We start from the raw sequence: 17,472 nt of genomic DNA on the forward strand, positions 1-17,472 counted from the left end.
GTCACGGGATATTGTAACAGAATGATCCACTGTCTGAACAGGGAAAACAGCGCATTTTATCTGTTCATCCAAAAAAAAGATTATGCTATAATCGATGCCGTACCGAAACCCGGCACAGGGAAGGAGCAGGAACCATGCTGTATATCATCCGCCACGGAAAAACAGACTGGAACGTCCGGCATAAACTGCAGGGCCGGACCGACATTCCTCTCAATGACGAGGGAAGGCAGATGGCCGAGGCCGCCCGGGAACAATACCGGGACGTTCATTTTGATCTCTGCTTCTGTTCCCCGCTGATCCGTGCCAGAGAAACCGCGGAAATCCTCCTGCGGGACCGGAATATTCCCATCATTACCGACGACCGGCTGATGGAAATGAGTTTCGGTAGTTTCGAAGGACTTGAAAACAGCTTCCAGATTCCGGACTGTCCGGTCAACGAGCTCTTTTTTCATCCGGAGCAGTATGTTGCCCAGCCCGGCGCCGGTGAAAACCTGGACGACCTGTTTGCCCGGACCGGCGAATTCCTCCGGGAAAAGGTGGATCCGCTGCTGAAAGAAGGAAAAGACGTGCTGATCGTCGGACACGGCGCCATGAACTCCAGCATCGTCTGCCAGGTCCGCGGGCTGCCCCGGGCCCAGTTCTGGAGTGCCGGCATCGAAAACTGCAAACTGATGCAGCTTCCATAAACACAACCTGCTGCCTGAAACAGGCAGCGGGTTTCTTTTTCTTCTTACTCCGCCCGTTCCGGATTGTCCCGGGTCAGGTTCCTGACCCATTTATACTTCCGGAAGCGCAGCATCACCCAGGGAATTTTGCCCACCTCATCCAGGCAGGTACAGGCATAAACCGCCAGCACCGGCCAGCCGAACACAAAAGCGCCCAGCAGCGCCAGCGGGATCGCCAGGCCCCACATACACACCGCCAGGGAGTACATATCGAAAACCGTATCTCCCCCGCCGTCCAGCACGCCGTTGATCGTCACCGTATTCACGCAGCGCCCAATCATATACACCGCCATGATGATCATCATCCCGGTCAGATAACGTCCTGCCTCCTCCGAGAGGATCACCATATGCACCACCAGCGGCGTCAGCGCCAGCACCAGCGCCATGGAACCAAAGCCTATTATATAGGAAACATTTTTCAGCTTGATGCCATAGGCTTTCCCTTTTTCCAGGTTTCCGGCGCCCAGCTCGTTCCCCACCATGATGCCGGCGGCATTACCCACACCGTTGCACACACAGCAGATCAGGTCCCGGACTACCGCCGCCACCGCGTTGGCTGCTGCGGCATCCGTACCCATATGCCCCATGATGGCCGTATAGGACGTGAAACCGACGCCCCAGAGCAGGCCGCCGCCCAGAAGCGGCATACACTGCCTGCGGAAATCCGCGGCCAGCTGCTTCCGGCGTTCAAAGATCCGGTTCCAGGCAGGACGGATATAGGTCTTCCCGGCGGAAACCGCCACACACAGTCCCAGTTCAATCACCCTGGCCAGCGTGGTGGCCAGGGCGGCGCCCCGGGCATTCATGGCCGGGATTTCCAGGAAGCCGAAGATAAACACCGCGTTCAACACGATATTGCTGATCACTGCCGCCGAAGAAATCCAGGCACCGGCCATCGCATGGTTTGTCACCTTCATGATCAGCAGGTAGCACTGGGAAACACCGGCAATCAGGTAGGACCACCCGGCAATGCGCAGATAGGCGCTGCCGATCTCAATGATCGGATCATCATGGGAAAACAGCCGCATCAGTGTTTCCGGGATGCACTCGCAGGCCGCGAAAAAGAGAAAGGAAATCATCCCGCACCAGCGCAGCATGATATGGAAAACGCTCCGGACAGACTCCCGGTCCCCCTTGCCCCAGTACTGGGAGCTGAGAATGGAACCGGCTGAGACCGCCGAGAAAACAAACATATTCTGCACAAACTGGATCTGTGTGGCAAGGGAAACCGCCGTCATCTCATTCTGGGCCACGCCGCCCAGCATCAGGGCGTCCGCCGCCGCCACGGCCGCCAGCATCAGGCTCTGGAAGGTGATGGGCGCCGCCAGTGTTTTCAGCTTCCTGTAAAACGCGCGATTGTCAATCTGCATGAAATCCTCCGGGGCCGTGAAACCCAAGTGCGTAATCGATTACGATCATTATCCGGAAAGGCTCCTGCTTTGTCAACGATCTTTTTGTTCGCTTTTCTTTCCTATTCAATTACGGTATAATATGCCCATCGATGAATACGGAGGAAATGCCATGAGTGAGAACTCCCTGCTGCCTGAACAGGCACCGTCCATGTTCGGCCAGCCCCTGGCCGCAAGGATGCGGCCCTCATCGCTGGATGAGATCGCGGGACAGCAGCACCTGCTGGGCCCGGGTAAAGTCCTGCGCCGGCTGATCTCCTCCGACAGCATCTGCTCCATGATCTTCTGGGGCCCGCCCGGCGTCGGCAAAACCACCCTGGCCCGGGTCATCGCCCTGCAGACCAAAGCTTCTTTCATTGATTTCTCCGCCGTAAACAGCGGGATTAAAGAAATCCGCCAGGTGATGAACCAGGCGGAAGAAAACCGCGTCTACGGCGTTCGCACCATCGTCTTTGTGGATGAAATCCACCGCTTCAACAAAGCGCAGCAGGACGCCTTCCTGCCTTTTGTGGAAAAGGGCAGCATCGTCCTCATCGGCGCAACAACGGAAAACCCCTCCTTTGAGGTCAACAGCGCTCTTCTTTCCCGCTGTAAGGTGTTTGTGCTCCAGGCGCTCAGCCGGGAGGATATCCTGACCCTTCTGCGCCGGGCCCTGACGGATGAGCGCGGCTTCGGCCGGGACCAGGTCACCATCAGCGACAAAGCTCTGGAAGCCATCGCCGACTTCAGCAACGGGGACGCCCGCAGCGCCCTGAGCTCCCTGGAAATGGTTGTGCTGAACGGTGAAGCCGGAGAAAACGGCATCCACGTGACAGATGAAATCGTCGCCCAGTGCCTGAGCCGCAAGAACCTCATGTACGACAAGGACGGGGAAGAGCACTACAACCTGATCTCCGCCCTGCACAAATCCATGCGCAATTCCGATCCGGACGCCGCCGTCTACTGGATGATGCGGATGCTTGAAGGCGGAGAGGATCCGCTGTACATCGCCCGGCGCGTCCTGCGTTTCGCCGCGGAAGACGTGGGCCTGGCGGATCCCCGGGCCATGGAGGTCGGCGTGGCCGCCTATCAGGCCTGTCATTTTATTGGAGTACCGGAATGCAACGTACACCTGGCTGAAGCCGTTGTATATATGTCCCTTGCTTCCAAGTCCAACGCCATGGAGATGGCGGTGAACGAGGCGCGGGAAGCCATTGTGAAGGAGCCGGACGCCCCTGTGCCGCTGGTCATCCGCAACGCGCCGACCCGCCTGATGAAGGATCTGTCCTACGGAAAGGGCTACCAGTACGCCCACGACTACAAAGAAAAAATAACAGCCATGCAGTGTCTGCCCGACGCGTTGAAAGACAGACAGTTCTACCATCCTACGGACCAGGGACAGGAAAGCCGCTACAAAGAGCGTCTCGAGCAGATCCGTGCATGGAAAAAGGAACAACGCAAATGATCAGAAACCGAAACCATTCCCTGCTGCTCAGGGCCGCCGCGCTGTTTTTATGCGCTATACTGCTGATACCGCAGGTTTCCTTTGCGGCCAAAACACAAAACAATACTGTTTCAGACGTCCGGGTACTGCTTACCCGCCTGAATCTGGCGGATGAAGCCTGGATGACGCTGGAAGGCCGGTATCTCGCCCGCGGCGCGGACGGGATGGAAGTCCTGCTGCCTCCGGGGGCACAAATCACCGTGCTCCTGCGAAAAGGAAAGCTGATCCTTTTCCACGACGGTCTATCCCTGACCGCCGGCAAGGAGCTTTCCCTCCTACGCCGCAGGGACGGCGATATCGAACCCGGTATCCGCTTTAACCTCCAGGCCGGCGTCTATCCCGGAGACCTGAAACTCACCGTAAAGGACGGCGCGATCCAGCCCATCCTGACGCTTCCCCTGGAATCCTACCTGCAGGGCGTCGTTCCCTATGAGATGAGCGATTCCTTCCCGCTGGAAGCGCTGAAGGCCCAGGCCGTCTGTGCCCGCACCTACGTCCTGAGCAAAATGAACCCTTCCGCGGAATGGGACGTGGTGGACAACACCAATGACCAGGCCTTCAAGGGCACCCCGGACAACAGCGTGAATTCCTCCCAGGCCGTGGAGGAGACCAGCGGCCTGGTGCTGACCTGGAACAACAAACTGATCACCGCCTGGTACAGCGCCTCCAACGGCGGCCAGACAGAGCTGCCCGGCAACATCTGGAATGGTGACAATATCCCCGGCTGCTTCGCCATGACCGACGACCCCTGGGACGTGCAGAATCCTGACAGCACCGTCCGTACAGCCGTACTTCAGAAAAGCAGTCCCGAACTTTCCGCCGGCTTCCTGCGGCTGATCCGCGAAGCCCTGGCCAAGCTGAAGGAGCTGGACGACTTCCGGCTGGGAGCAGACGATCTCTTCCGCGTGGATGCCATCCGCGCGGTTCAGCTAACAACACCCCGGTATAAGGAGCCCAGCCGGCTGATGACCGAAATGGAGCTGACCGTTTCCGTTTCCGCCGTGCTGAAGGAAGGGCGCATCCATCCCGCCGGCGACGAGGACGAGCTGGATATCAGCGACGTCCTGTCTCCGGCCCGCACCGCCGCGCCGGAGACACCGGCACCGGAAGGCGAAAAAGCCGCAGAGCTGATTTCCGCCGGCACCCACACCGTCAGGCTCCCCCTGTTCCCGGACGCCGTATTCCTGCTGGGACTGAGCGTATACGGCGCGGACAATGAAATCATCACCGTAACGGAAAACGAAGCCGACTTCACCCTGACCGCCGGCCGCTACGGCCACGGCGTCGGCATGAGCCAGCGGGGCGCCCAGTACCAGGCCTCCGAAGGGAAAAAGAAATATACGGAAATCCTGGCCTTCTATTACCCCGGCGCCAAGCTGAAGCGCTATTCCGGGGAAGCCGCTCCCCTGCCCACACCTGACCCGGTGCTGGGAAACACCCCCGGTCCGATGCCCACCGCCACACCCCGGCCCACACTGATGCCCGTGACTGAAACCGTCCCGGAGGGCGCCTGGATGGCCACAGTGGAAAACATCGACGATGACAGCACCCTGAACCTGCGGGAGAAGCCTTCCGCCGGATCGAAGGTACTTCGCCGGCTCTACAAGCATCAGCAGCTGATCGTCCTGGAGGAAGCGGAAGTCACCGGCTGGGTCCGGGTAAAAACCGACGTATGCGAAGGCTACGTCATGGCTTCCTTCCTGCAAAAAACAGAATAAAGACGCATGCAACACGCCTGTCGGAATTATCCGGCAGGCTTTTTACAATCCCGAAAAATCATGAATCTTTCTGCCTGGCCAAACCTTCCGCCCCTTGAAACATAAGGGCGTCTGTGTTAGCATTGGAACATACGGGCCGGAGTAAAAAGCCCTCCCGTTCAGTCTCTCCATTTAAAAACGGAAAGAAGAAGATACTTCCTATGGCGCTGAGTATTGTAATCCTGGTTATTTCCGCAGTTCTGCTGCTGGGCTTTTCGCTCCGCAGCCGCTACGGACTCCCGCTGTTCCTGATGAACGCGGGGATCAGTATTACCTCTGTCGCGGTACTGTTCCAGACCAGCAGCACTTCCATGTATGCCACGCCCCAGGGCTTCCCGCTCCGGGCACTGGACCTGGAGCTGTTCCAGCTGATCAGCCATATGCGTCTGCCTCTGGCTCAGGCGCAGACGCTGCGCAATTTCGGTACACTGATCTTCTTCTGCGGCATTGTGCTGATGCTGATGCTGATCGCCCGGAATATTAAAACCATCCATCACCGCCTGGTCTGGGAAGTCCTGTGCGGTTCGGGCGTCATCCTGTTCATGGCGCTTTATATGGTCTTTTTCTCCCCCTCATGCGCTTTCCGCCTGTATATGAGATACTACCAGCTCGAGGGGGCGGCACGCGCTTCCTTTGTGCAGCTGGTCACCCTGGCGGACTACCTGTTCAAGGGATTCATCCTGCTGTTCGTGATGTCCCCGGCACTCCTGCTGACCATACAGTATATCCGGAAGAATATCACGTGTTTCGGGGATACATTCTTCCTGCTGCTGGGCATCACCAGCCTGTACGGTTTTGTTTTCTTCGTCGTCTTCCACACCATCCCGCTCGCCCTGAGCAGCCAGGCTGTATTCCTGAGCGCCTTCTGGTTCTTCGCGAACGGATCCTGGCTGCCCGGATGGATCACCCTGTTCTTCCTGCTGTTCTCCCTCCTGACACTGATCCTGATTGTGGCCAGCGCCAACCGCGTTTTCAGCGGGGACCTGGTCCTGCTTTCCCGGAAAAAAGCCATGAAGAACAGCATCGAAGACCTGAACCGGAACCTGAAGGATGTGTTCCACTCCGAAAAAAACCTGATGTTCAGCATGATGATCCTGGCCAATGAGGCCCGGTCCGCCTACGGCACATCCGAAGGACTGGAGAAGCTGAACCGCCTGACCGAGATCGCAAAGGACCGCATGGAGATGATTACTTCCTCCCTGAACCGGATCCGGGAGCTTCATCTGCACGCAACGCCCACAGATATGCGTACGCTGGTCAACCAGGCACTGGATACCCTGGCCCTTCCGGAGGGCATCCGGTGTGAACGGCATTTCTGCGACGAGCCGGTTCGCTGCATGGTGGACGAGTACCACACCCGGAACGCATTGAAGAACATTTTTGTCAACGCGGTGGACGCCCTGCAGCTTTGCAAACGGGAAGACAAGGTCATTTCCGTCACCGTGAACGCCAGCCGGGCCTGGGTCAGCCTGTCCATCCGGGACAACGGCCCCGGTATTCCGAAGCAGGAGCTGCGCCGGGTCATGATGCCCTTTGTTTCCACAAAATCCAAAACCAGCAACTGGGGCATCGGCCTCCCCTACGCTTTCCGGGTCGTCAACGCCCAGCTGGGGCAGATGCGGATCCAGAGCAGCGACCAGGAAGACAAATCCTACACCCAGGTGGATATTCTCCTTCCCAGAGAAAGGAATGAAGCAAAATGAAACAGATACGGGTTATGATGGCGGATGACAGCCCCGAAATCCGGAGCTATTTTTCCAACATCATCAGCCATGAAGAAGATATGGAGCTGGCCGGGACCGCCTCCTCCGGCGTGGAAGCCGTCCGGATGGCCCGGGAGCTCCGTCCCGATATCATCCTGATGGATATCCAGATGGAGACCCGGGTGGCAGGTATCTCCGCTTCCCAGCAGATCCTGACAGAATTCCCCGGCACCAAAATCATTATCCTGACAATCCTGGAGGACGACGACCTGCTCTTCCAGGCCTACTGCGCCGGTGTGATCGACTACATCATCAAGACGGACTCCGTCCATCAGATCCTGACCTCCATCCGGAACGCCTATCATAACCAGATGATCCTCCGCCCCAAATACGCGGAGAAAATCATCCAGGAGCTGAAGCGGGTCCGGGAGGAACAGAACGGCCTGCTCTATGGGCTGAACATCCTCACCATGCTGTCCAACAGCGAATTTGAGGTGCTGAAGTGCCTGTACCAGGGCATGAACGCCCGGCAGATTTCCGAATCCCGCTACGTCTCACAGGGAACGGTCAAAACCCAGATTCACAGCATCCTGAAGAAATTCGACATGAAATCGGTCAGCGACGTCGTCCGGCACCTGAAGGAAATCCGGTTCGACCACATCATCGAAACAATGCACCCCGGGAACTGATCCCGGGGTGCTTCTTTTTTATTCTTTTTTCCGCTGATCAGAACAGACCGCTGATCTTTCCGTTGTCATCCACGTCAATCCGTTCGGCGGCGGGAGACTTCGGCAGGCCGGGCATGGTCATGATCTCGCCGGTCAGGGCAACCAGGAAGCCCGCGCCTGCGGAAACCTTCAGGTTCCGCACGGTGACCACAAAGCCTTCGGGCGCGCCCAGCAGGGTGGGATCATCGGAGAAGGAGTATTGGGTCTTGGCCACGCACACCGGCACCTTGTCAAAGCCCAGAGCCGTGAGGCGTTCCGCCTGCTTCTTCGCGGCAGGAGTCAGCACAACGCCGGCGCCGCCATAAATCTTCTTTGTCACTGCTTCCAGCTTCTCCTCGATGGAGGCATCCAGCTCATAGGAGAAGGTGAAGTTACCCTGCTCTTCTTCGCACAGCCGCACAACCTCGCGGGCCAGGTCCTCGCCGCCCTTGCCGCCTTCTGCCCAAACGGTGGACAGCACGGTGTTGACGCCCAGTTCCCGGCACTTGCGGATAATGAAGTCGATTTCTGCGTCCGTATCCGTAGGGAAGCGGTTGATGGCCACCACGCAGGGCAGCTGGTAAACGTTCTTGATGTTGTTCACATGGCGCAGCAGGTTCGGGATGCCCCGCTCCAGGGCCGCCAGGTCTTCATTTGCCAGCTGTTTCTTGTCCAGGCCGCCGTGCATCTTCAGAGCGCGCACGGTGCCGACCACAACCACCGCATCCGGGGTCAGGCCTGCCATACGGCACTTGATATCCAGGAACTTTTCAGCGCCCAGGTCCGCACCGAAGCCGGCTTCGGTCACGGTATAGTCGCCCATCCGCATGGCCATCCGGGTCGCCATGACGGAGTTGCAGCCATGAGCGATGTTCGCGAAAGGTCCGCCGTGCACGAAGGCAGGAGTGCCTTCCAGGGTCTGCACCAGATTGGGCTTCAGCGCGTCACGCAGCAGGGCTGCCATGGCGCCGGTCGCCTTCAGGTCGCCCGCGGTAACAGGCTTGTCATCATAGGTATAGGCAACGATGATCCGGGACAGCCGTTCCTTCAGGTCCGCCATGGAGGAAGCCAGGCAGAACACTGCCATGATTTCGCTGGCCACGGTGATATCGAAGCCGTCTTCACGGGGCGTGCCGTTGGCCTTTCCGCCCAGTCCGTCCACCACAAAGCGCAGCTGGCGGTCGTTCATGTCCACGCAGCGCTTCCAGGTGATCTTCTTCACGTCGATTCCCAGGGCATTTCCCTGCTGGATATGGTTGTCCAGCATGGCTGCCAGCAGGTTGTTCGCTGCGCCGATGGCATGGAAGTCACCGGTGAAGTGCAGGTTAATATCTTCCATGGGCACTACCTGGGCGTAACCGCCGCCGGCCGCGCCGCCCTTGACGCCGAACACCGGGCCGAGGCTCGGCTCACGCAATGCAACGGTAACGTCCTTGCCGATCCGGGACAGGCCGTCCGCCAGACCGATCGTGGTCGTGGTTTTGCCTTCACCCGCGGGGGTGGGGGTAATTGCTGTGACCAGGATCAGCTTTCCGGGCTTCCGGTCGGTTTCGTCAATCAGGGCAGGATCGATCTTGGCCTTGTAACGGCCGTACTGCTCCACATATTTTTCGTCTACGTGGGCCCTCTTCGCGATCTCCATGATCGGCTTCATTTCACACTGCTGGGCAATCTCGATGTCGGATAAGTAGGCCATGGCTGATTCTCCTTTTAATTCATAATTCATTATGATATCTGCCGTTGGGACAGAGTCATGATGCATTGTGCATTATCTGAAGTACTGGACCGCAGATTCGAACATTTTGATATCGTAGTTTCCGGGAACGTTCTTGTACAGGTCTTTGCCGACGCGCTCGCTGTGACCCATCTTGCCGAAGACACGGCCGTCCGGGCTGGTAATGCCCTCAATGGCGTACAGGCTGCCGTTGGGATTGAAGCGCAGGTCCATGGTGGGCTGATCGTCCAGATCCACATACTGGGTGGCAATCTGTCCGTTCTCCGCCAGCTTCCGGATCAGGCTTTCCTCCGCCAGGAAGCGGCCTTCGCCGTGGCTGATCGGCACGCTGTAAACCGCGCCCTGCTGGGCATTGCGCAGCCAGGGGCTCAGGTTGCTGGCCACCCGGGTGCGGACGATCCGGCTCTGGTGGCGGCCGATGGTGTTGAAGGTCAGGGTCGGGCAGTGCTCGTCGGTTTCAATAATCTTGCCGTAGGGCACCAGTCCCAGCTTAATCAGGGCCTGGAAGCCGTTGCAGATACCGCACATGAGGCCGTCCCGCTTGTCCAGCATCTCGGTCACCGCTTCGGTGACGCCATGGTTCCGGAAGAAGGCGATAATAAACTTCGCGCTGCCGTCCGGTTCATCGCCGCCGGAGAATCCGCCGGGGATGAAAATCATCTGGTTCTCACGAACCTTTGCGGCAAACTCTTCCGCGCTGCGGACAATATCCTCCGCGGACCGGTTCCGGACCACGAAGATTTCCGCCTTCGCGCCGGCGTCTTCTGCGGCGCGGGCGCTGTCGATTTCACAGTTGGTGCCGGGGAATGCAGGAATCAGCACGCCGGGCTTTGCAATATGCAAGGCCGGGGCCTTCCAGCCGGTGGCCTTGTAGTTGAAGGTTTCCGTCCGGTCTTCCTTCCGGGCCGCGGGCCAGCAGGCATCCGCTTCCGCCCGGTCTTCCAGGGACCATTCCGGATTCAGGGTCGGATACACCTTTTCCAGCTTATCCCGGCCGATCACGCGCAGCTCCTTCACGTCCGCCGCGTTATCCCGCCAGGTCAGCATGGGTTCTTCGGTCACAACGCCCAGCTTCCGGCCGAGGTCCATCTCTTCGGACAGTTCCGCGATGAAGCTGCCGTAGCGAACCTCCGCCAGTTCCTTCAGCTCCCAGTCCTTCTCAAAGGCGAAGCCCAGGCCGTTGCCCAGCGCCATCTTCAGCACAGAGGCAAGGGATCCGCCAACCTCCGCCGTACGGCAGGATACAATTTTGCCCTGGCGGATCAGCTCCGTCACCTGGTTGTAGAGGGCCAGCAGGGATTCCGTTACCGGCAGGCCCTGTTCGTCCCGTTCCGGCTCCAGCACGACCACGGGATGGCCCGCTTTCTTGAACTCAGGGGAAATGATGTCGCCGGTCTTGGCCGTGGTCACCGCGAAGGAAACCAGCGTAGGCGGAACATCCAGCTTTTCAAAGGAACCGGACATGGAGTCCTTGCCGCCGATGGCGCCGACGCCCAGGTTCATCTGAGCCTCAAAGGCACCCAGCAAGGCCGCCAGGGGCTTGCCCCAGCGCTTTCCGTCCGTTCCGGGTTTCTCAAAGTATTCCTGGAAGGTCAGGTACACATCCTCAAAGGAGGCACCGGCCGCAATCAGCTTGGTGACAGAATCCACCACAGCCAGATAGGCGCCGTGATAGGGGCTGAAGGAGGTCAGCTCCGGATCATAGCCCCAGGCCATCAGGGAGCAGTCATCCGTGTGTCCCTTCTCCAGGCTGATCTTCTGAACCATCGCCTGGATGGGGGTCAGCTGGTTCTTGCCGCCGAAGGGCATCAGCACCGTGCCGGCGCCGATGGTGGAGTCAAACCGCTCGGACAGGCCCCGGCGGGAGCAGACCGCCAGGTCGGAAGCCGTGGTCTTCAGCAGCTCCGCAAAGTCCGCGGGCTCCTGCTTCGGCAGATCCGCGGCGGGATGGGAAGCCGCGGGGGTAATTGCGGTATGCTTCGGGGCGCCGTTGGAGTTCAGGAACTCCCGGCTGATATCCACAATGGTCTTTCCGTTCCAGTTCATCCGCAGGCGCGGCTCAGCCTTCACTTCCGCCACGATGCAGGCCTGCAGGTTTTCCTCTGCCGACAGGGCCAGGAAAGCTTCCGCGTCTTCCGCGGCCACAACCACGGCCATGCGCTCCTGGCTCTCGGAAATGGCCAGCTCTGTACCATCGAGGCCTTCATATTTCTTCGGTACCGCGTTCAGGTCGATTTCCAGGCCGTCCGCCAGCTCGCCGATGGCAACGCTGACGCCGCCCGCGCCGAAGTCATTACAACGCTTGATCAGCCTGGTGGCCTTCGGGTTGCGGAACAGCCGCTGGAGCTTGCGCTCTTCCGGCGCGTTACCCTTCTGGACTTCCGCGCCGCAGGTTTCCACGCTGTGGGCATTATGGGCCTTGGAGGAACCGGTGGCACCGCCGATACCGTCACGGCCGGTGGAACCGCCCAGCAGGATCACCACGTCGCCGGGAGCCGGACGCTCGCGGCGTACATTTTCCGCGGGAGCCGCGGCAATCACTGCGCCGATCTCCATACGCTTGGCCGCGTAGCCGGGATGATAGATTTCATCCACAATGCCGGTGGCCAGGCCGATCTGGTTGCCGTAGGAAGCATAACCGGCCGCCGCGGTAGTCACCAGCTTGCGCTGGGGCAGCTTGCCGGGGATGGTTTCAGAAACGGGCTTGGTGGGATCCGCAGCACCGGTCACGCGCATCGCGCCGTAAACATAGGCCCGGCCGCTCAGGGGATCCCGGATGGCGCCGCCGATACAGGTAGCAGCGCCGCCGAAAGGTTCAATCTCTGTGGGATGGTTGTGGGTTTCGTTCTTGAACAGCAGCAGCCAGGGCTCCTTGACCCCGTCCCGCTCCACGTCCATCTTCACCGTGCAGGCGTTGATTTCTTCGCTCTCGTCCAGCTTGTCCAGCTTGCCGTGCTTCTTCAGGTACTTCACCGCAACCGTGGCGAGGTCCATCAGGCACACCGGCTTCTTTTCCCGGCCGAGTTCAATGCGCACATCCATGTAGCGTTTCCATGCCTTTTCCAGCACCGGATCTTCAAAGCGGACGCTGTCGATCTCGGTCAGGAAGGTGGTGTGACGGCAGTGGTCGCTCCAGTAGGTGTCCAGCATCCGGATTTCCGTGATGGTGGGTTCCCGGCCTTCTTCCTGGAACCAGGACTGGCAGAAGGTGATATCATCCACGTCCATGGCCAGGCCGTAATCCGCCACAAACTTCTTCAGGCCGGCGCGGTCCAGCTTCGTGAAGCCTTCCAGGGTTGCCACTTCCGTGGGCACCGCGTATTCCGTCTTCAGGGTTTCCGGCAGATCCATGGAAGCTTCCCGGGCTTCCACCGGGTTGATCACATACTTCTTGATTTCCGCGATCTCTTCAGCGGACAGGCTGCCGTAGAGCAGGTAAACCTTCGCGCTGCGGACGAGCGGACGCTCGCCCTGGGAAAGGAACTGAATGCACTGGGCAGCGGAGTCCGCCCGCTGGTCAAACTGACCGGGCAGGTATTCCACCGCGAACACGGCAATCGCGCCTTCCGCGTCAAACTGATCCATTGTATTGTCCAGCTGGGGCTCAGAGAACACCTCCCGGACCGCCAGGGAGAACATATCATCTGAGATGTTCTCAGCGTCATAGCGGTTCAGCAGCCGGACCTTTTCCAGGCCTTTGATCCCCAGGAACTTTTTCGCGTCTCCCAGCAGTGCCCGGGCTTCATTGTCCAGGCCGGGCTTTTTTTCAACAAAGATTCTGTAAACCAAGGTAACACCCCACAAATCCATTCTTAATCATTTCAGTGCTGAAAGCGCTCTCTGTCCGATATCACGCCGGCAGTACTTGTTGCCGAATTCAATCCGATCGGCCATGGCATAGGCTTCCTTCACGGCCTCCTGCAGGGTGTCCGCCACCGCGGTCACACCCAGCACCCGGCCGCCGGAAGTTACCAGTTTCCCGTCCTTCAGCGCGGCGCCGGCCACGAAGACGTGATCCTGCACATCCGCGGGAATGGTGATCTCGTATCCCTTTTCATAATGTACGGGATAGCCCATGGAGGCGAGCACCACACAGCAGGCATGCGCATCTTTGAATTTCACTTCGCAGTCCGCCAGTGTGCCGTTGGTGGTTGCCTGCATCACGGTCAGCAGGTCGCTCTCCAGCAGGGGCAGCACCACCTGGGTTTCCGGATCGCCGAACCGGCAGTTGTATTCTATCACTTTCGGTCCGTTCTTGGTGAGCATCAGGCCGAAATACAGGCAGCCGCGGAATTCCCGGCCTTCCGCCTTCATCGCCCGGATGGTCGGCAGGAAAATGGTTTCCATGCAGGTCTTTGCAATCTCTTCCGTGTAGAAGGGATTCGGCGCGACAGTGCCCATGCCGCCGGTGTTCGGGCCGTTGTCTCCGTCCTCCGCCCGCTTATGGTCCATGCTGGATACCATGGGCTTTACAGTCGTACCATCCGTGAAAGCCAGCACGGTTACTTCGGGTCCTTCAAGGAATTCTTCAATGACGATCTGATCGCCGCTTTTGCCAAACTTCTTGTCTTCCATGATCTCCCGCACGGCTTCGCGCGCTTCCCAGCGGTTCATGGCCACAGTCACGCCCTTGCCCAGGGCCAGGCCGTCCGCCTTGATTACCGTCGGAATCGGAGAGGTTTCCAGGTATTCCAGCGCCTTTTTCGGATCGGTGAATACTTCATAGGCCGCGGTGGGAATCCCGTACTTCTTCATCAGGTCCTTGGAGAAGACCTTGCTTCCCTCAATGATCGCCGCGTTTTTCCGGGGACCGAAGCAGGGAATGCCCATCGCCTCCAGGGGATCCACACAACCCAGCACCAGCGGATCATCCGGAGCCACAACCGCATAATCAATCTTTGTGGATTTGGCAAAAGCCACGATTCCATCAATATCCGTAGCCTTGATATCCACACAGGTTGCGTCCGCCGCGATCCCGCCGTTTCCCGGCAGGGCATAAATGGTTTCGACTTCCGGGTTCTGCCTCAGTTTCTTGATAATGGTATGCTCACGGCCGCCGCCGCCGACAAGAAGAATATTCATAATCTATTATTAATTCCTTTCAGGAAAGTATTCAGGCTGATTGATTCATCAATGAAGCACGAGGCTGTTCCACCGGATTAATGGTGGAACAGTCTCATGTGGGTGAACGCCATCGTCATGCCGTACTTGTCGCAGCAGTCGATCACCGCGTCATCGCGGATGGAGCCGCCGGGCTCGGCAATGTATTTCACGCCGCTCTTGTAAGCGCGTTCAATGTTGTCGCTGAAGGGGAAGAAAGCGTCGGAGCCCAGCGCCACATTCTGCCGGGTATCCAGGAAGGCGCGCTTCTCCGCGTCGGTCAGGGGAGCCGGCTGGGCGGTGAAGTACTTCTGCCAGTTGCCGTCGGCGCAGACATCTTCCTCATTCTGGTTGATGTAGCCGTCGATGACGTTGTCCCGCTCGGGGCGGCCCAGATCCGCACGGAAGGGCAGGTTCAGCACCTTCTCATGCTGACGCAGGAACCAGGTGTCTGCCTTGGAACCGGCAAGGCGGGTGCAGTGGATACGGCTCTGCTGGCCGGCACCCACGCCGATGGCCTGGCCGTCCACTGCGTAGCAGACGGAGTTGGACTGGGTGTACTTCAGGGTGATCAGGGCGATGATCAGGTCACGCACGGCGGAATCCGGCAGATCCTTGGTCTTCGTCACGATATCCGAGAGCAGCTCCCGGTTGATTTCAAAGTTGTTGCGGCCCTGTTCAAAGGTAATGCCGAACACCTGCTTGCGTTCCTGCACTTCGGGCACATAGTCGGGATCGATCTCAACGATGTTGTAGTTGCCCTTGCGCTTCTGCTTCAGGATTTCCAGAGCTTCGGGTTCATAGCCGGGGGCGATGACGCCGTCGGACACTTCCCGCTTGATCATCTTCGCGGTGGTCACGTCACACACATCACTCAGGGCAACCCAGTCGCCGAAGGAGCACATACGGTCTGTGCCGCGGGCACGGGCATAAGCGCAGGCCAGGGGGGAATCGTCCAGGCCTTCGATATCATCCACAAAGCAGGCCTTCTTCAGGTCAGCGGACAGCGGAATACCAACCGCAGCGGAAGTGGGGCTCACGTGCTTGAAGCTGGTCACGGCGGGCATGCCCAGGGCAGCCTTTAGTTCCTTCACCAGCTGCCAGCTGTTGAAGGCGTCCAGGAAGTTGATGAAACCGGGACGGCCGGACAGGATTTTGATCGGCAGCTCGCTGCCGTCGCTCATGTAGATCTTCGCGGGCTTCTGGTTGGGGTTGCAGCCATACTTGAGTTCGAATTCTTTCATGATCTTATCTCCTTTTCTTCTTGCGATCGCCGTTACCAATGCTCCGTTCGCCTTCGGCTCCTGATCATTGACGGCTGTAGCATGGGACGTGTTACCAAAATCTGAGATTTTGACACGTCCGCATCACTGTATCACTTGTTCTTGTTGACCAGCCGGCTTTCAGCGGCGCCGGTCTTCAGGTCCACATAGCGGACATAGAGGCTGATCTTGTTCTGCTCGTTCAGGTTCTTCCACAGGATATCCGTCATATCATCGATATCGTCGCTCACGGCGATGCGCTCCGGCTCGCCCTGGAAGGTGGGAATCGGATTGCCGTCGCACACATAGGTGTGGATGAAGTGGCCCAGGCCGTTCAGCGGCGCATAGCTGTAGGTGAAGCGGTTGCAGGCGCTGCCTTCCGCGTCGGCGCTCTTGAGGATGCTCATCTGGTAAGTGAAGTCCCCGTTTCCGAAGGTCAGCATGCCGCTGATACGGGGGGTGAAGTTCGGGCCGTCCGGCTCAAACTCCCGGCTTTCCAGCGCGGCGGAGAAGGTTTTGCCGTCTTTCAGGCCGTCATAAATCGTATCGGTCTGGTTGCCGTTGGTCACGATCAGGTTGTTCCCGAAAGAACGGATCGCGGCATAGATGATCAGGGAGGGGTCCTGGACCTTCGAGGCGTCGAAGGGCTCGGTGAAAACTTCACCGTTCTTCTCGGTGAAGATCCGGTTGCGGCTGTTGTCGCTGCGGCCCATGATGAAATAGGCAGTCATGGCTTTCGTTCCGTCCGGCGTCTTGCCGATGATGATGCCGCGTCCGGGGTAGGTGTTGTCCTTCAGCAGTTCCTCAGGGGTATTGATGCGGTAGATGTCCATAGGCTCCTCCTTGTTTTAATTCAGAATTCAGAATTAAGAATTCAGAATTATTTTTTGTTTGATCTGCTTTTCCTTTTGCTCCTCACACAACGGCTTTCACAGGGCAAAAGTAATCAGCATTATTCACTCTTCATTGTTGAAATAATTTCTTTAGAAATGATTTCAACACTCTTGGGCAGGATAATCCATTCCGCCTGCTCCATGACCCGGCGCTGCAGGATTTCAGGAGTATCTCCGGGTTGGATGTCCACCGCCTTCTGGGCGATGATCTCTCCGCCGTCCGGGATCTCATTGACAAAGTGTACGGTCGCGCCGGTAACCTTCACGCCCCGGTCCAGCGCCGCCTGGTGAACCTTCAGTCCGTAGAAGCCCGCTCCGCAGAAGCTGGGGATCAGGCTGGGATGAACATTGATAATCCGGCGGGTATACAGCGTGGTGAAGTTCTCCGTCAGGATGCTCAGGAATCCGGCCAGTACAATCAGGTCAACCCGGTTGGTTGTCAGGGCCGCGATCAGCTGCTGCTCAAAGGGCACCTGCCCGCCGCAGGCCTTCTTGTTGATTTCCATGGTGGGGATACCGGCTTTCTGTGCGCGCTCCAGGGCATAGGCTCCGGAACGGTCGCTGATCACCAGAACCACTTCCCCGTCCGGGATTTCTCCCCGGGCTGAAGCGTCCAGGATCGCCTGCAGGTTGGTTCCGCCGCCGGAAACCAGTACGGCAATACGGGCTTTTGCGCTCATACGCACCTCCGTCAGTCC

The 17,472-nt window shown here is 58.6% G+C and carries 12 protein-coding genes; 5 read left to right on the forward strand and 7 right to left on the reverse strand.

The features are described 5' to 3' along the window. Positions 1-134: 134 nt before the first annotated feature. Positions 135-686 carry a histidine phosphatase family protein gene (locus JYE49_RS12130; RefSeq protein WP_093958384.1) on the forward strand — a complete coding sequence of 184 codons (552 nt, stop codon included), beginning with the start codon at positions 135-137 and terminating at the stop codon, positions 684-686. 44 nt (positions 687-730) lie between these two features. Here JYE49_RS12130 and JYE49_RS12135 read toward each other — a convergent pair whose 3' ends face one another. Next, the gene (locus tag JYE49_RS12135; protein WP_093958385.1) at positions 731-2,095 is read right to left on the reverse strand and encodes an MATE family efflux transporter; all 1,365 of its coding nucleotides are present in this window, start codon (positions 2,093-2,095) and stop codon (positions 731-733) included. Positions 2,096-2,246: 151 nt separating this feature from the next. Between JYE49_RS12135 and JYE49_RS12140 the strand changes: the two genes are divergently transcribed. The 4 genes from JYE49_RS12140 (at position 2,247) to JYE49_RS12155 (ending at position 7,766) form a co-directional block, all read left to right on the forward strand. After that, complete coding sequence (locus tag JYE49_RS12140) at positions 2,247-3,578, forward strand: replication-associated recombination protein A (RefSeq protein ID WP_093958386.1); 1,332 nt, start codon at positions 2,247-2,249, stop codon at positions 3,576-3,578. After that, complete coding sequence (locus JYE49_RS12145) at positions 3,575-5,335, forward strand: SpoIID/LytB domain-containing protein (protein WP_179217439.1); 1,761 nt, start codon at positions 3,575-3,577, stop codon at positions 5,333-5,335. Before JYE49_RS12140 ends, JYE49_RS12145 begins: the two co-directional genes overlap by 4 nt. Before the next feature lie 200 nt (positions 5,336-5,535). Beyond that, positions 5,536-7,077, forward strand: a complete 1,542-nt coding sequence (locus JYE49_RS12150; RefSeq protein ID WP_093958388.1) for a sensor histidine kinase — start codon at positions 5,536-5,538, stop codon at positions 7,075-7,077. After that, positions 7,074-7,766, forward strand: coding sequence for a response regulator transcription factor (locus JYE49_RS12155; RefSeq protein WP_093958389.1), 693 nt, complete (start codon positions 7,074-7,076; stop codon positions 7,764-7,766). The genes JYE49_RS12150 and JYE49_RS12155 overlap by 4 nt, the downstream gene beginning before the upstream one ends. 37 nt (positions 7,767-7,803) lie before the next feature. On the opposite strand, the gene JYE49_RS12160 is transcribed toward JYE49_RS12155, so the two are convergent. From JYE49_RS12160 to purN, 6 genes are all read right to left on the reverse strand, one after another. After that, entirely contained in the window at positions 7,804-9,480 is a 1,677-nt protein-coding gene (locus JYE49_RS12160) for a formate--tetrahydrofolate ligase (RefSeq protein ID WP_093958390.1), read from the reverse strand. Positions 9,481-9,552: 72 nt separating this feature from the next. Beyond that, positions 9,553-13,308, reverse strand: coding sequence for a phosphoribosylformylglycinamidine synthase (locus tag JYE49_RS12165; protein ID WP_093958430.1), 3,756 nt, complete (start codon positions 13,306-13,308; stop codon positions 9,553-9,555). A 27-nt stretch (positions 13,309-13,335) separates the two neighbouring features. Next, on the reverse strand, positions 13,336-14,601 hold the full coding sequence (purD, locus tag JYE49_RS12170) for a phosphoribosylamine--glycine ligase (protein ID WP_093958391.1): 1,266 nt from the start codon (positions 14,599-14,601) through the stop codon (positions 13,336-13,338). A gap of 77 nt (positions 14,602-14,678) precedes the next feature. Then, positions 14,679-15,863 carry a phosphoribosylaminoimidazolecarboxamide formyltransferase gene (locus JYE49_RS12175; protein ID WP_093958392.1) on the reverse strand — a complete coding sequence of 395 codons (1,185 nt, stop codon included), beginning with the start codon at positions 15,861-15,863 and terminating at the stop codon, positions 14,679-14,681. A gap of 131 nt (positions 15,864-15,994) precedes the next feature. Continuing rightward, positions 15,995-16,714 carry an IMP cyclohydrolase gene (locus JYE49_RS12180; protein ID WP_093958393.1) on the reverse strand — a complete coding sequence of 240 codons (720 nt, stop codon included), beginning with the start codon at positions 16,712-16,714 and terminating at the stop codon, positions 15,995-15,997. A 119-nt stretch (positions 16,715-16,833) separates the two neighbouring features. Further along, the gene (gene purN, locus JYE49_RS12185; protein ID WP_093958394.1) at positions 16,834-17,454 is read right to left on the reverse strand and encodes a phosphoribosylglycinamide formyltransferase; all 621 of its coding nucleotides are present in this window, start codon (positions 17,452-17,454) and stop codon (positions 16,834-16,836) included. Between the last annotated feature and the right edge of the window lie 18 nt (positions 17,455-17,472).

Origin of the sequence: Aristaeella hokkaidonensis, from assembly GCF_018128945.1 — a bacterium.
GTDB classification, from domain to species: Bacteria; Bacillota; Clostridia; order Christensenellales; family Aristaeellaceae; genus Aristaeella; species Aristaeella hokkaidonensis.

Excerpts from the sequence above, each read along its gene's own strand:
- JYE49_RS12180 (WP_093958393.1), bottom strand. The coding sequence starts at position 16,714 with ATGGACATCTACCGCATCAATACCCCTGAGGAACTGCTGAAGGACAAC.
- JYE49_RS12175 (WP_093958392.1), bottom strand. The coding sequence starts at position 15,863 with ATGAAAGAATTCGAACTCAAGTATGGCTGCAACCCCAACCAGAAGCCC.
- JYE49_RS12160 (WP_093958390.1), bottom strand. The coding sequence starts at position 9,480 with ATGGCCTACTTATCCGACATCGAGATTGCCCAGCAGTGTGAAATGAAG.
- purD (WP_093958391.1), bottom strand. The coding sequence starts at position 14,601 with ATGAATATTCTTCTTGTCGGCGGCGGCGGCCGTGAGCATACCATTATC.
- purN (WP_093958394.1), bottom strand. The coding sequence starts at position 17,454 with ATGAGCGCAAAAGCCCGTATTGCCGTACTGGTTTCCGGCGGCGGAACC.
- JYE49_RS12145 (WP_179217439.1), top strand. The coding sequence starts at position 3,575 with ATGATCAGAAACCGAAACCATTCCCTGCTGCTCAGGGCCGCCGCGCTG.
- JYE49_RS12135 (WP_093958385.1), bottom strand. The coding sequence starts at position 2,095 with ATGCAGATTGACAATCGCGCGTTTTACAGGAAGCTGAAAACACTGGCG.
- JYE49_RS12150 (WP_093958388.1), top strand. The coding sequence starts at position 5,536 with ATGGCGCTGAGTATTGTAATCCTGGTTATTTCCGCAGTTCTGCTGCTG.
- JYE49_RS12140 (WP_093958386.1), top strand. The coding sequence starts at position 2,247 with ATGAGTGAGAACTCCCTGCTGCCTGAACAGGCACCGTCCATGTTCGGC.
- JYE49_RS12155 (WP_093958389.1), top strand. The coding sequence starts at position 7,074 with ATGAAACAGATACGGGTTATGATGGCGGATGACAGCCCCGAAATCCGG.
- JYE49_RS12130 (WP_093958384.1), top strand. The coding sequence starts at position 135 with ATGCTGTATATCATCCGCCACGGAAAAACAGACTGGAACGTCCGGCAT.